A 13,821-nucleotide genomic window follows, 5' to 3' on the forward strand; every position below is an offset into this window, starting at 1 on the left:
AGCGCCCGGGGAACGGAGGAGCGGGGGTCCGGGGGCCGGCCCCCAGCAACGGCGCCGCACGCGGCGAACGGAGTCCGGGCAGCGCCCGGGGAACGGAGGAGTGGGGGTCCGGGGGCCGCCCCCCGGCGACGGCGCCGCACGCGGCGAACGGAGTCCGGGCAGCGCCCGGGGAACGGTGGAAGGGCGGGTAGGGGACCTCGCCCCGCAGGGCAGGACCGGGGCCCGCAGGGGGCCGGGGCGGAGACCCAGGGCGGGTACGGGCGCAGCCCGGGGGCCGGGGCGCCCCGCGCAGCCCGGGGCTACAGGGTTCGGGACGCACCGATCGGGAGGTCCCAGAGGTGGTCCCGGGGCAGCCCGGTACGGGCCCACGCGGCCCGCACCCGCTCCAGCGGCTCCATCACCGGCTCCGACGAGAGCACGAAGGTCCCCCAGTGCATGGGAGCCATCCTCCGCGCCCCCAGGTCCAGACAGGCCTGCACCGCCTCCTCCGGATCCGCGTGGACGTCCCGCAGCCACCACCGCGGGGCGTACGCCCCGATCGGCAGGAGCGCGAGGTCGATCCCGGGGTGCCGCCGCCCGATCTCGCCGAACCAGTGCCCGTAGCCCGTGTCGCCCGCGAAGTAGACCTTCCGCACCGGCCGCGCCGCCCCAGAGGCACCGTCACTGAGCATCCAGCCGCCCCACAGCGTCCGGCACGCGTCCAGCAGCGACCGCTTCGACCAGTGGTGCGCCGGCACGAACTCGAACCGTACGCCGCCCAGTTCGGCCGACTCCCACCAGTCGAGTTCGGTGACCCGGGTGAACCCCCGCCGCCGGCACCAGCGTGCGAGACCCGCCGGGACGAAGAGCGGCGTCGCCCGCGGAAGGCGTTTGAGGGTGGGGGCGTCGAGGTGGTCGTAGTGGTTGTGGCTGATCACCACGGCGTCGACCGGCGGCAGTTCCTCCCAGCGCACCCCGACGGGGGTCATCCGGGCCGGGGTGCCGAGGATGCGCCGGGACCAGACGGGGTCGGTGAGGACGGTGAGCCCGCCGATCCGCAGGATCCAGCTGGCGTGCCCGGCCCAGGTGACGGACAGCGCCCCGGTGGCCACGGCGGGCAGCGGGGCGGGGGCGTACGGCAGGTCCGGGATGCCGCGCAGCCCCTCGGGGCCCGGCCGGAAGGCGCCCTCGCGGGCGAGCCGGGCGAACGCGCGGAGTCCCGGCAGCGGGGTGGTCAGCCGGTCCGCGAACGAGCGCGGCCACAGCCGGTGCTCCCCGAGCGGCCGCGGCCTCGCGTGCCGGACAGCGGCGGCGAGACCAGGGCCGAGGCCTGCACCGACACCAGTACAGGCACCGGCACCGGCATCTGCACCTTCACCGGAAGCCGCCGGGGGGACGTCCGGGCCCGCCCCGGCCGCCCGGGAAGCGGCCGCGGGGGCGTCCGTCCGATCCCTCATCGAGAAGTCTCCGTTCACCGGCGGCAGGCGGGGTTCCAGCTCAGTCGGACAGCCCGGCCAGGACCGACCGGAGCCGGGCCAGGGAGTCCCGTACGTGGGGCAGCGCGAGGGGGTCGGTCGCGGTGAGCGCCGCGAGCCGCTCCTCCGGGGTGGCTCCGAGCAGCGGCCCGGTCGACAGCCGGACCCGCGGGGCGACGGCCTCGTCGGCGAACCGCTGCCCGCCGGGCGTCGGCGCGCCGAGCCGGCCGCCCAGCCAGTCCTCCAGTTCCATCGCGTCGCCGACCCCCTGCCGGGCGAGCCCCGAGCGCAGCGGGGTCAGATCGGCGTAGAGGTGCCGGCCGGCCTGCGGGGGCCGGGCCAGTGCCCCGGCGGCGAGCAGTTCCCGGTGCGCGGCCCGGGCCACCGCGCCGTGCAGGGCGGCGGCGGCCGCGGCCCGGCCCGCGACGGCGGCGGGCTCGTCGAGGGCGTGCGCGGCCGCCCCGGCGACGGGACCCGCGACGAGCCCGCCGGTCGCGGTGAGCACGTCCAGGGTCCGGGCCCGCAGCCAGGTGCCGCGCGGGGTGCCGGGGAACCGGACGACGGCGGCGGGCCAGCCCGCGGGCAGCAGGGCGCCGGAGAGGTCCAGGAGCACGGCGGTGTCGTCCGGCAGCATCTCGGCGGGGCTGAGCACGACGAGCCGGTCGCGGGAGCCGGCGGGCCCGCCGGGAGCCCCCGTACCCGGGCCGCCCGGTCCGCCCGGGCCGCCCGCACCCCCCGGACCGCCCCCGCGGCCGCGGACCGGCCGGTGGACGGTGTCGCGCCAGGTCTCGTCGCTGACGACGAACAGCCCGGCGGACGCGGCGGCCTCGCAGGCCTCCCGGAGCAGCTCGGGCGGCGGGACGGTCGCGGTCGGGTCGTCCGCGACGGACAGCAGCAGCACGCGCGGGTCGCCGCCCTCGGCGCGCACCCGGCGCACCGTCTCCAGCAGGGCGTACGGGTCGGGTACGCCGCCGCACTCGGCCGGGGTCGGCACGTGGTAGGCCCGCCGTCCCAGCAGCCGGACCTGTGGCGTCCACCAGGCGGGACACGGCCGGGGCAGCATCACGTCCCCGCCGTACGCGCCGAGCAGGGCCAGCAGCAGGGCGGGGGCACCGGGTCCGGCGGCCACGTGGTCGGGGTCGGTGGGGAGCCCGCGTCTGCCCCAGTGCCGGGCCGCGGCGGCCCGTACGGGTACTCCCCCGCCGGCCGGCTCGGGGGCCGAACGCCAGGCGGCCGCCGCGAGGACGGCCGTGAGCTCGGGCAGCACGGGCAGGCCGGGCTGGGGTGCGGGCGGACCGTAGCGGACCGGGCCCCGGCCCTCGGCCGTCGTGCGCTGGATCCCCGACACCGCGCGCCACCTCTCCCTGCCGTTCCCGCGCTCCCAACCCTGCCTTTATACGGTTATTCGTCCCCGGTCGCCCGTTGTGCGTCAGCCGCTCCTCCCCAGCAGCGCGAGCAGCCGGGTCTGGGCGTCCGCCCCGGCCGGGATCTCCAGCGGAGCCGCGTACATGCCGCTCGCGGCCAGTCCGTCGGCGTACGGCATGACCTCCTTGAGGGAGAACTCGACGAGGCCGTCCGGGAGCCGGTCGCCGGCGCCGATGCCCCGCGCGAGGTCCCAGGTGTGGACCACGCAGTCGGCGGTCAGCTCGGAGCAGTACGCCGAGCCGAGCGCGGGCCCGTACGAGAGCCGGACGGTGCGCTCCAGCGCCCCGGGGACCTCGAAGGCCGTGTGCGCGGCGGCCGAGGCCTCGTCCCAGGCGGCGGCCGGGTCCGTGCCGAGCACGTCGCCGTTGAAGGTGCTGCCGATGTCCTCGACGGTGCGGCCGTCGGTGACCAGGGGCGGTATCCAGAGCTGTTCGGCGGTGACGTGGTTGACCAGGTCGCGCACGCTCCATTCGCTACAGGGTGTCGGCGCGTCCCACTGGGCGTCCGAGACCGCGTGGACGTACTGGCCGAAGAGCCGCAGCGCCTCGGCGTGCCGGTCGAGCAGCGGGTCCGGCATGGCTCTCACCGTCCTTCGTTCCCCCCGGATTCACTGTCCTCGCCCCGGCCCCGGCCTGCCACCCACCCGGCCGGCCCCCTTGGCACACAAGGAAGGTGTCCACATGTCAAAACGCCTGTCTCAGATGACGAACCGATCCCTTACGGTGAAACCAACGCCTCGACAGCACTTCGACGACGAAGGAGCCACGTCCATGAACGCCACGGAGCCCGCGCACGAGACCGCGGTCTACACCCACGGACACCACGAGTCGGTGCTGCGCTCGCACCGCTGGCGCACCGCCGAGAACTCCGCCGCCTACCTGATCGGCGCGCTGCGCCCCGGGATGGCCGTCCTGGACGTGGGCTGCGGACCGGGCACGATCACGGCGGACCTGGCGGAGCTGGTGGGGCCGCGGGGCCGGGTCACGGCGGTGGACGCGGCGCGGGACGTGGTCGACCAGGCCGCCGGCTACGCGAAGGAACGCGGCCTGACCAACGTCGGCTTCGCCACGGCCGACGTCCACGCGCTGGACTTCCCGGACGACTCCTTCGACGTGGTCCACGCCCACCAGGTGCTGCAGCACGTGGGCGATCCGGTCCAGGCACTGCGCGAGATGCGCCGGGTCTGCCGGCCGGGCGGGATCGTCGCGGCGCGGGACGCGGACTACGCGGCGATGACCTGGTACCCCGCGACTCCGGGGCTGGAGGAGTGGCTGGACCTGTACCGGCGGGTGGCGCGCGCCAACGGCGGCGAGCCCGACGCCGGACGCCGCCTGCGCGCGTGGGCGCGGGCGGCGGGCTTCACGGACGTGACCTGCACGGCGACCTCGTGGTGCTACGCGACCGCGGAGGAGGCCGCCTGGTGGTCCGCGCTGTGGGCGGACCGTACGACGGCCTCGGCCTACGCCGGGATCGCGACCGAAGGCGGACACGCGACACGGGCGGAGCTGTCGGCCGTCGCGGAGGCCTGGCACACCTGGGGCGCGGACCCGGACGCCTGGTTCTCGGTGCTGAACGGCGAGATCATCTGCCGCGCCTGAGCCGCCCGGCGGTCTTGCCGGTCGGGTCAGGCCGCCAGGCGTACGGGAAGCAGCTCGGGCCGCTTGGCCGTGCGGCCGTCCCCGGAGGAGCGCCCGCGCAGCCGCCTCCCGATCCAGGGCCCGGCGAAGCCCACGGCCCACCGCAGTTCCCCGGCGGCGCCCCGCAGACCGGCCGGCGCGGCGGGCGGCGGGCCGGGCAGCGGGCGGGTCCACGCGTCGTCGCTGCCGGGCAGCCCCAGGGCGTGCGCGACCCCGGCGGCGATCATCGCGTGGCCGGACGGCGCAGCGTGCAGCCGGTCCGCGCTCCACATCCGGCGGTCGGTGGAGGCCTCGTGGCGGGCGAAGTCGGCGACGGCCACCCCGTGCCGCCCGGCGGCCCGCCGTATCCGGTCGTTGAGCGCGGTGACGCGCGGGGCCGCTCCCCTGGCGAGCGGGACGAGCCTGGCGATGTCGGGGAAGGTGACGGTGGCGACGCGGGCGCCCTGCGCGGTCAGCGCGGCGAACATCGCCTCCAGGTGCCCGGCGACCTCGTCGGCGTCGAACCGCGGCCGCAGCACGTCGTTGACCCCGGCGACCACCGTCGCCAGGTCGGGGCGGAGCGCGAGGGCCGGCCCGAGCTGCCCCTCGCGGACCCCCGCCGCGAGCCGGCCGCGCACGGCCAGGTTGGCGTAGAGCACGCCGGGCTCGTGCACCGCGAGCAGCTCGGCGAGCCGGTCGGCGCAGCCGCGCAGCCCGGTGCGGTCGTCCCCGTCGCCGACGCCCTCGCTCTGGCTGTCGCCGAGCGCCACGTACCGGGCGTACCGGACCGGCCGTCGCTGCTCACTGCTCTCCACGGGATGCCCGCCTCTCGTTCAGAATGGTCGTGGTGCGCTCGTACCAGGCCCGGTTGGCCCGCTCGAACTCCAGGCCGCGCAGGCAGGTGAGGTAGGGGCCGATCCGGGCGCCGTGGCGCAGGAACTCCTCCTCGGTGCGCTCGCCGCGCATCGAGCGCAGCAGCTTCTCGAACAGCTCCGCCTTGGCCGTCGCGAAGGCGGTCCGCTCCGCGAGCTGCGCGATCAGCCCCGCCGTGTCGGTGTACTCGGCCGCCTGGACCTTCACGAGCAGGTCGTCGCGGATGACGCAGGGCTTGGTCTCGGCGGCGGTGAAGCGCTCCAGCTCGGCCAGTCCGGCGTCGGTGACCTGGAACAGCCGCTTGTTCGGCCGGGTGTCCTGGACCACCTCGCGGCCCGCGATGAAGCCGTCCCGCTCCAGCTTGGCCAGCTCGGCGTAGAGCTGCTGGGGCAGGGCGTGCCAGAAGTTGGCCACGCCCGTGCCGAAGGCCTTGGCCAGCTGGTAGCCGCTCAGTTCCTCGTCGAGCAGCGCCGCCAGTACGGCGTGGCGCAAAGCCATCGGTCGGTCTCCTCGTTCCTCGGGATCGTGCGCGGCAGCGTCTTCTCAAGGACGCCCGGGCCATGATAGTCAAGAAACTGACTAATCACATCGGTGACTATCATCGGTGACGATCGAGGAGCACGCATGAGCACCGACACCAGCCCGGCCGACCGCTTCCGCGCCGCCGTGGCGGGCCATGACCTCGCCGCCCTGGACGCGCTGTTCACCGACGACGTCCGGCTCAACAGCCCGGTGAAGTCGAAGCCGTTCGAGGGCAAGCCGGCGGTACTGGCCCTCTTCCGCGTCCTCCTGCGCACCTTCGAGGGCTTCCACTACGTCGGCCACTTCGACGGCAGCGTCCAGTCCGCCGGCGTCCCGTTCGGGGCGGAGGGGGACGAGGGACCGGCGACCGTACTGCCGTTCCGGACCACCGTCGGTGAGCGGCAGGTGCACGGCATCGACATGCTGCATCTGACGCCCGAGGGCCTGATCGACGAGATCACCGTGATGATCCGCCCCCAGACGGCGGTCGTGGCGGTCGGCGAGGCGGTCCTGGCCGGCCTGCTCACCGACGGCGCGGTGACCGGCTGACCGCCCCGGCCTGGCCGACAGGACCTCCGGCGGCGGCCCAGTAGACTCGGTGCCCGTGGCGGATACCCAGTACGAAGACCTGTTGAAGCTGGTGCTCACCTCCGGAACGGCCAAGGCCGACCGGACGGGCACCGGCACCCGGAGTGTCTTCGGGCACCAACTGCGTTACGACCTCTCGCAGGGGTTCCCCCTGGTCACCACCAAGAAGGTGCACCTCAAGTCGATCGTGTACGAGCTGCTGTGGTTCCTGCGCGGCGACTCCAACGTCGGCTGGCTCCGCGAGCACGGCGTCACCATCTGGGACGAGTGGGCCGACGAGAACGGCGACCTCGGCCCGGTCTACGGCGCCCAGTGGCGCTCCTGGCCCACCCCGGACGGCGCGCACATCGACCAGATCACCGAGGTCCTCGACACGCTGCGCCGCGATCCGGACTCCCGCCGGATGATCGTCTCCGCCTGGAACGTCTCCGAGCTGTCGAAGATGGCGCTCGCGCCGTGCCACGCCTTCTTCCAGTTCTACGTGGCCGACGGCAAGCTCTCCTGCCAGCTGTACCAGCGCAGCGCGGACCTGTTCCTCGGCGTGCCGTTCAACATCGCCAGCTACGCCCTGCTCACCCACATGGTGGCGCAGCAGACCGGACTGGAGCCGGGCGACTTCATCTGGACCGGCGGCGACTGCCACATCTACGACAACCACGTCGAGCAGGTCACCGAGCAGCTCTCCCGGACCCCCTTCGCGTTCCCCGAGCTGAAGCTGCACCGGGCCGACTCGCTCTTCGACTACGCCTACGGCGACGTGAAGATCGCCGGCTACGAGCACCACCCGGCCATCAAGGCGCAGGTCGCGGTATGAGCGCGGACCTGAGCACCGGCCCGAGCCCGGATCCGAGCACCGGCCCGAGCCCGGATCCGGGCCCCAACCCGGGCGCGGACCTGCCGGACCTGACCGCGCACATGAACGTCGGGCTGATCTGGGCGCAGAGCCCCGACGGCGTGATCGGCGCGGACAACGGGATTCCGTGGCGGCTGCCCGAGGACATGGCCCACTTCAAGGCCACCACCCTCGGCCATCCGGTGGTGATGGGCCGCAAGACCTGGGACTCGCTGCCGGCCCGGTTCCGTCCGCTGGCCGGGCGGCGCAACATCGTGGTGACGCGTGATCCCGACTGGGCCGCGGAGGGCGCGGAGCGCGCCGGGTCCATCGACGCGGCCCTGGAGCTCGCGGCGGCGGGGCAGCCGCGGACGGCCGTCCCCACCGCCTCCTGCTGGGTGATCGGCGGCGGCGAGGTCTACCGGGCCGCGCTGGCCCGCGCCGTCAGGCTCTCGGTGACCGAGGTCGACACGAAGGTGATCGGCGACACCCACGCCCCGGAGCTGGACCCGGCGTGGACCGTCGAGGAGGACTGCGGCTGGCAGGCCTCGGTGACCGGCCTGCGCTACCGCATCCGCACCTACGCCCGGTAGGGCCCCGCAAGGCCCGGCCCGGGCCGGGCCGGCTAGTCGGCGGCGACCGCGCGCAGGATGTCCAGGCGTGCCGCGCGGCGCGCCGGGCGCCGGCCCGCGAGGACGCCCGCCGCCACGCCCGCCAGCGCCACCAGGGTGAGCTGCAGCGGCGGGACGGCGAACGTGAAGGCGCTGTCGCCCGCCCCGTCCGCGGCCTTCACCAAAACCCATCCGAGGACGCCGCCCAGCCCCAGACCGCCGGCCGTGCCGAAGGCGGCGACCAGGACCGACTCCCACCGGACCATGGCCCGTAGTTGCCCCCGGGTCTGGCCGACCGCCCGGAGCAGCCCCAGTTCGCGGGTGCGCTCGTGGACGGCGAGGGTCAGCGTGTTGGCGATGCCCAGCAGGGCGATCAGCACGGCGAGGGCGAGCAGCGCGTAGACGAGCGTGAGCATCATGTCGATGCCGCCCGCCGCGGACCGCGCGTACGCCTCGCGCGTCCGGACCTCGGGTCCGCCGTACTGCGCGGCCGTCCTCTCGACCGCCGCCCGGCCGGCCGCGGCCGGCACTCCGTCCTTGAACGTGACGCTGATGAGCGAGTCCGTGTCCTGCGCCCGGTGCGGCGCCCAGGCCGCCCGCGTGATGACGTAGTCGCCGGCCAGCTCGGAGTGCTCGTACACCGCGCGGATCGTGAAGGGCTGCTTCTGCCCGTCGGTGAAGGCGAGTTCGACCGTGCTGCCGGGCTGCCAGCCGCGCCGCGAGGCTTCCTTCGCGGACACCGCGATCCCGTCCGGTCCCAGTGCGCCGAACCCTCCCGACACCGCGCCCAGGTCGAGGCCGGCCGCGAGCGCGACGGGGTCGGCCACGGTCAGCGCACGCCCCGACCCGTCGACCTCCGCGACCCCCTTGCCCAGGCCCACCGCGCCCGCCACCTCGGGCAGCGCCGCGACGGCGGGTGCCAGCCTCGGGCTCAGGCCGCTGCCGCCCGCGCCGAAGGAGGGGGCGCTGATGGCCAGGTCACCGGCGAAGGAACGCGAGACGGCCCCGTCCATCGTGGCCTTCAGGGAGGCGCCGAAGACGGTGAACAGGCAGACGACGGCGACGCCGATCATCAGCGCGGTCGCCGTGGACGCCGTCCGCTTCGGACTGCGCCGTGCGTTGCGCGCGGCGAGGGCGCCGGTCACCCCGCGCAGCCGTTCCAGCGGACGGCCGAGCATCCGGACGGCGGACGAGACCGCCACCGGACCCAGGACGACGAACGAGGCCGTCGCCAGCGCCGCTCCCGCCCCGGACAGCCACAGCGACGGTGCGGCGAGCACCCCGGTCAGGAGCAGGCCGAGCGCGGCCGCGCCCAGCGCCGCGCCGGTGACCGTACGGGCCCGGGAGGCCCCCGAGTGGTCCACCGCGCTGTCGAGCAGCGCGGCCAGGGGCGCCGTGCGTCCGGCGCGTACGGCGGGCAGCACGGCGGAGCCGAGGCAGACGAGGATCCCCACGGCGAGGGGAAGCAGCATCGACGGGCCGGTGATCACCAAGTCCCCTTCGGGGAAGGGGAATCCGATGGCGGGGAAGAGCGCCTGGAGCCCCGCGGCGATGCCGACGCCGCCGAGCAGCCCGGCCGCCGAGGCGGCCACCGCGACGACCGCGGCCTCGGCCAGCGTGCCCGCGAGGACCTGGCGCCGGGAGGCGCCCAGGGCACGGAGCAGGGCGTTCTCGCGGGTGCGCTGGGCGACGACGATCGCGAAGGTGTTGTGGATGCTGAAGGTGGCGACGAGCAGGGCGATGCCCGAGAAGACGAGCAGCAGGGTGGTGAAGAGGGTCAGGAACCGCCCGGAGACCATGTCGGTGTTCTCCTGCGCCGACTCCTGCCCGGTGATCGCCTCGACACCCTGCGGCAGCTTCGCGGTGAGTGCCGCCACCAGCTCGCTCTGAGCGGTGCCGGGCCCTGCGCGCACCTGGATCGACGCCGCCCGGCCGGGCTCCGGGGTCAGGTACTTCTCCGCGTCCGCCTGGGTCATCCCCGTGTACGTGACCTGCCCCATGCCGTCCGCGCCGCCGAAGGTGGCCAGGCCGACGACCGTCACCGGGACCGGGTCGGGCGTGCGCAGCACGGTCGTGTCGCCGAGCTTCAGACCGCCCTTGTCCGCGGCGGCCCGGTTGACGACGACCTCTCCGGTCCGCTCCGGGGCCCGGCCCTCGGCGAGCCGGTACGGGTTGAGTTCCGGGTCCTCGATCCAGTTCCCGGCGAGGGTGGGCGGCCCCTGGCCGCCGATCGGCTCGCCGTCGGAGCCGACGAGCTGCCCCGCGCCCTGGACGGCGGGAGCCGCGGCGGCCACGCCCGGAATCCGCCGGATCTCCTCCACGAGCGCCGTCGGTACGGGCTGCCGGGTGCCCTGGGCCCCGCCCGGGACGGTCACCACCCGGGAACTGCGGACCACCGCGTCGGTCCCGCTCGCCGCGCCCGCGAACATGCTGTCGAAGCTCGCGCGCAGGGTGTCGCCCATGACGAGCGTCCCGGCGAGGAAGGCGACGCCGAGCAGAACGGCCGTGAAGGTTCCGGCGAAGCGCCGCGTGTGCGCGCGCAGTGAGGCCGCGGCGAGCCGCAGTACCGTGCGGGCGCCGCTGGTCCTCATGACGGCTCCCCCGGGACGGCCGCCGTCAGGGGGCGGGGGTCGAAGGCCTTGAGCCGGTCCAGGACCCGGTCCGCGGTGGGACCGGCCATCCGGTCGACCAGCCGTCCGTCGGCGAGGAAGACGACCTCGTCCGCGTGGGCGGCGGCCACCGGGTCGTGGGTGACCATGACGACCGTACGGTTCATCGCGCGCACGGCCCGGCCCAGCAGCCCGAGCACCTCCTCGCCCGCACGGGAGTCGAGGTTGCCCGTGGGCTCGTCGGCGAAGACCACGTCGGGGTGGCCGGCCAGCGCGCGGGCCACGGCGACGCGCTGCTGCTGGCCGCCGGAGAGCTCGGCGGGCCGGTGGTGCAGCCGGTCGCGCAGTCCGACGACGTCGATGAGTTCGTCGAGCCAGGCCCGGTCCGGGCGGCTGCCCGCCAGGTCCTGCGGGAGGGTGATGTTCTCGGCGACGGTGAGGGTGGGCATCAGGTTGAAGGCCTGGAAGACGAAGCCGACGCGCTCACGGCGCAGCAGGGTGAGCCCTCGGTCGTCGAGCGCGCCGAGATCCGTACCGCCGATGGAGGCGGATCCGGAGGTGAGGGTGTCGAGGCCGGCGGCGCAGTGCATCAGGGTCGACTTGCCGGAACCGGACGGTCCCATGATCGCGGTGAAGCGGCCGGCCGGGAAGTCGACGCTGACCCCGTCCAGGGCCCGGACCTCGGTGTCGCCCCGGCCGTAGACCTTCACGGCGTCGGCGACCCGGGCGGCGACGCCTCCGCCGTCGCCGCCTCCGCCGGCGCCCTGCGTGGGTGCGGTCCTCATGCGGCACCGCCCTGGGAGAGGCGGCCGAACTGCTCGTCCAGGACGGAGAGCCGCCGCCAGTACTCGTCCTCGTCGATCTCGCCGGCGGCGAAGCGCCGGCCGAGGACCGCGATCGGGGACTGCTCGCCGTAGGCGGCGCCGCGGGCCTGCCAGGGGCCCCGGCGGCCGCGCCACACGGTGCGGCGCAGCACGGTGACGCGGCGAACACCACGGCCGCCCAGATCAGCGGGAAGAACAGGATCCACGGGCCGGGCCCGTCGTAGGCGAGGGTGGTGAGGGTGTTCATCTCGGTTCAGCTCCTCGGAAGTGCGCGAGTGCGGACGTCTGTGTCACGTTCCGAGACTGGCTCCGGGAGGGGGTCCGGGTCGTCGTACGGCCGGCTGCACCGCGCGTACCCCACGGGGAGTACGGGGCCGGGCAGACGGATCGGGCGGGGGTGGGGGCGGGCGGGGGTGTCGGGCGGGCGGGGGTGCCGGGCGGGGGTGTCAGCCGAGCCAGCCGGGCCGGACCAGCCCCGACTCGTAGGCCAGGACGACCAGTTGGGCGCGGTCGCGGGCGCCGAGCTTCACCATCGTCCGGCTGACGTGGGTCTTCGCGGTGAGCGGGCTGACGACCAGCCGGCGGGCGATCTCCTCGTTGGACAGGCCGAGGCCCACGAGGGCCATCACCTCGCGCTCCCGCTCGGTGAGCCGGTCCAGGCCCAGGCCCGAGTCATCGGCGGCGGGCTGCTTGGAGCGGGCCGCGAACTCCTCGATCAGGCGGCGGGTGACCCCCGGGGACAGCAGGGCGTCGCCGCCCACCACCGCCCGGACCGCCCGCAGCAGTTCCTCCGGTTCGGTGTCCTTGACCAGGAAGCCCGAGGCTCCGGACCGCAGGGCCTCGAAGACGTACTCGTCGAGCTCGAAGGTGGTGAGCATGACCACCCTGACGCCGGCCAGCGCCGCGTCCCCGGTGATCCGCCGCGTGGCGGCGAGCCCGTCGCAGACCGGCATCCGGATGTCCATGAGGACCACGTCCGGGCGCAGTTCGCGCACCAGGCGGACGGCCTCCTCCCCGTCGGCCGCCTCTCCCGCCACCTCGATGTCCGGCTGCGCGTCGAGCAGGGCCCGGAACCCCGCCCGGACGAGGAGCTGGTCGTCGGCGAGCAGTACGCGGATCACGGATCCTCCTGGGGCGGGGCGGGCTTCGGGGCGGCCTTCGGCACGGGCTTCGGGACGGTGTCGGGTTCGGCCCCCGTTTCGGCCCCCGTTTCGGCCTCCGGTTCCACCCCGGCCTCGGCCCCGGCCTCCGCCCCGGCCCCGGTCTTCAGCGGGATCCGGGCGGTCACGCGGAAGCCGCCCTCGGGGCGCGGGCCGGCCTCGATGGTGCCGCCGAGGGCCGCGGCCCGCTCGCGCATGCCCACGAGGCCGTTGCCGCTGCCGCCCGACGGGCCGCCCGTGGCCGGCCCGTCGTCGTCCACGCGCAGCTCCAGGAGGCCTGGCCGCCAGGTGAGGCGGACACGGGCGGTGCGGGAGCCGGAATGCCGCACGACGTTGGTCAGCGCCTCCTGCAGGATGCGGAAGGCGGCGAGGTCCGCCCCGGGCGCCGGCGTCCGCGCGTCTCCGGCCGTCGTGATGTCGACGCTCAGCCCGGCCGCGGCCGCCTGCTCGACCAGCTCGGGCAGCCGGTCCAGACCGGGGGCGGGCGCGCGCGGCGCGTCGCCGGGGGTGCGCAGGGTGTCGAGGACCTGGCGGACCTCGCCCAGGGCCTCCTTGCTGGCCGCCTTGATGGTGGTCAGGGCCGAACGGGCCTGTTCGGGATCGGAGTCGAGCAGGGCCAGCCCGACTCCCGCCTGGACGTTGATCACCGAGATGCTGTGGGCGAGGACGTCGTGCAGTTCGCGGGCGATGCGCAGCCGCTCCTCGTTCACCCGGCGCTTCTCGGCCGCCGCCCGCTCGGCGCGGGCCAGCGCCCACTGCTCCCGGCGCATGCGGACGAGCTCGGAGACGGCGAGGATGGCGAGCACCCATGCGGTGACGAGCATTTCCTGTGCCCAGGGCGCCGGGCCGTCCCCGGCCGGCGGGAGCCGGCCGTAGAGCAGGTGCCCGATGGCCAGGTGCCCGGCCCAGAGGAGCCCGACGGCCCCCCAGGCGGCTCTTCGGCGTCCGGCGAGGACGGCGGCGAAGCAGGCCAGGGCCAGGCTGATGAACACCGGGCCGTACGGGAACCCGGCGCCGATGTACACCAGGGTGACGGCGCTGACTGCGTAGGCCACGGCCACCGGGTACCGGTGGCGCCACACGAGCAGCAGCGGCCCGAGCAGCAGCAGGAGCCGCCCGAAGGCGTCCAGCGCCACCCGTCCGCTCTGCTGCTGCGCGGCCCACCCCGTACCGACCTGGGCGAAGACGGCCACGAACAGCGAGGAGCGCCAGGCCGGGCCCCGCCCGGTCCGCTCCACCCACCGCTGCCACGGAGGAACCCCCGGGCGCTCGCGCTGCTCTGCCATACCGCCCACGCTAGGCCGTGC

At 75.3% G+C, this 13,821-nt stretch carries 13 protein-coding genes and 1 pseudogene; 4 read left to right on the forward strand and 10 right to left on the reverse strand.

Annotated elements, in window-relative coordinates:
* Nucleotides 1–299: 299 nt before the first annotated feature.
* The 3 genes from ACWCP2_RS26520 to ACWCP2_RS26530 form a co-directional block, all read right to left on the reverse strand.
* Complete coding sequence (locus tag ACWCP2_RS26520) at nucleotides 300–1,436, reverse strand: MBL fold metallo-hydrolase (protein WP_450911090.1); 1,137 nt, start codon at nucleotides 1,434–1,436, stop codon at nucleotides 300–302.
* A gap of 40 nt (nucleotides 1,437–1,476) precedes the next feature.
* Nucleotides 1,477–2,793, reverse strand: a complete 1,317-nt coding sequence (locus ACWCP2_RS26525; protein ID WP_450911126.1) for an aminotransferase class I/II-fold pyridoxal phosphate-dependent enzyme — start codon at nucleotides 2,791–2,793, stop codon at nucleotides 1,477–1,479.
* A gap of 90 nt (nucleotides 2,794–2,883) precedes the next feature.
* Entirely contained in the window at nucleotides 2,884–3,456 is a 573-nt protein-coding gene (locus tag ACWCP2_RS26530; protein ID WP_450911091.1) for a TIGR03086 family metal-binding protein, read from the reverse strand.
* A gap of 193 nt (nucleotides 3,457–3,649) precedes the next feature.
* On the opposite strand from ACWCP2_RS26530, the gene ACWCP2_RS26535 reads away from it, so the two are divergent.
* Nucleotides 3,650–4,477 carry a class I SAM-dependent methyltransferase gene (locus tag ACWCP2_RS26535; RefSeq protein ID WP_450911092.1) on the forward strand — a complete coding sequence of 276 codons (828 nt, stop codon included), beginning with the start codon at nucleotides 3,650–3,652 and terminating at the stop codon, nucleotides 4,475–4,477.
* Between the two features lie 26 nt (nucleotides 4,478–4,503).
* Here the strand turns inward: ACWCP2_RS26535 and ACWCP2_RS26540 are convergent, their stop codons facing one another.
* Nucleotides 4,504–5,310: an SGNH/GDSL hydrolase family protein gene (locus tag ACWCP2_RS26540; RefSeq protein WP_450911093.1), complete on the reverse strand. Its 807-nt coding sequence runs from the start codon at nucleotides 5,308–5,310 to the stop codon at nucleotides 4,504–4,506.
* Nucleotides 5,297–5,866 (reverse strand): PadR family transcriptional regulator, encoded by a 570-nt coding sequence (locus ACWCP2_RS26545; protein WP_450911094.1) that lies wholly within the window; start codon nucleotides 5,864–5,866, stop codon nucleotides 5,297–5,299. The genes ACWCP2_RS26540 and ACWCP2_RS26545 overlap by 14 nt, the downstream gene beginning before the upstream one ends.
* A gap of 126 nt (nucleotides 5,867–5,992) precedes the next feature.
* On the opposite strand from ACWCP2_RS26545, the gene ACWCP2_RS26550 reads away from it, so the two are divergent.
* From ACWCP2_RS26550 to ACWCP2_RS26560, 3 genes are all read left to right on the forward strand, one after another.
* On the forward strand, nucleotides 5,993–6,439 hold the full coding sequence (locus ACWCP2_RS26550) for a nuclear transport factor 2 family protein (RefSeq protein WP_450911095.1): 447 nt from the start codon (nucleotides 5,993–5,995) through the stop codon (nucleotides 6,437–6,439).
* Between the two features lie 55 nt (nucleotides 6,440–6,494).
* Nucleotides 6,495–7,292, forward strand: a complete 798-nt coding sequence (locus tag ACWCP2_RS26555; RefSeq protein WP_450911096.1) for a thymidylate synthase — start codon at nucleotides 6,495–6,497, stop codon at nucleotides 7,290–7,292.
* Nucleotides 7,293–7,393: 101 nt separating this feature from the next.
* Nucleotides 7,394–7,903 carry a dihydrofolate reductase gene (locus tag ACWCP2_RS26560; RefSeq protein WP_450911127.1) on the forward strand — a complete coding sequence of 170 codons (510 nt, stop codon included), beginning with the start codon at nucleotides 7,394–7,396 and terminating at the stop codon, nucleotides 7,901–7,903.
* Nucleotides 7,904–7,935: 32 nt separating this feature from the next.
* On the opposite strand, the gene ACWCP2_RS26565 is transcribed toward ACWCP2_RS26560, so the two are convergent.
* From ACWCP2_RS26565 to ACWCP2_RS26585, 5 genes and pseudogenes are all read right to left on the reverse strand, one after another.
* Nucleotides 7,936–10,512, reverse strand: a complete 2,577-nt coding sequence (locus tag ACWCP2_RS26565; RefSeq protein ID WP_450911097.1) for an FtsX-like permease family protein — start codon at nucleotides 10,510–10,512, stop codon at nucleotides 7,936–7,938.
* A complete protein-coding gene (locus ACWCP2_RS26570) occupies nucleotides 10,509–11,315 on the reverse strand; it encodes an ABC transporter ATP-binding protein (RefSeq protein WP_450911098.1) in 807 nt (268 codons plus the stop codon). Before ACWCP2_RS26570 ends, ACWCP2_RS26565 begins: the two co-directional genes overlap by 4 nt.
* A pseudogene (locus tag ACWCP2_RS26575) lies at nucleotides 11,312–11,601 on the reverse strand (SHOCT domain-containing protein). The gene ACWCP2_RS26570 and the pseudogene ACWCP2_RS26575 overlap by 4 nt, the downstream one beginning before the upstream one ends.
* Nucleotides 11,602–11,800: 199 nt before the next feature.
* Nucleotides 11,801–12,475: a response regulator gene (locus tag ACWCP2_RS26580; protein ID WP_450911099.1), complete on the reverse strand. Its 675-nt coding sequence runs from the start codon at nucleotides 12,473–12,475 to the stop codon at nucleotides 11,801–11,803.
* A complete protein-coding gene (locus ACWCP2_RS26585; protein WP_450911100.1) occupies nucleotides 12,472–13,800 on the reverse strand; it encodes a sensor histidine kinase in 1,329 nt (442 codons plus the stop codon). The genes ACWCP2_RS26580 and ACWCP2_RS26585 overlap by 4 nt, the downstream gene beginning before the upstream one ends.
* Nucleotides 13,801–13,821: the final 21 nt, after the last annotated feature.

The sequence above is a fragment of the Streptomyces sp. NPDC002104 genome, from assembly GCF_053593795.1.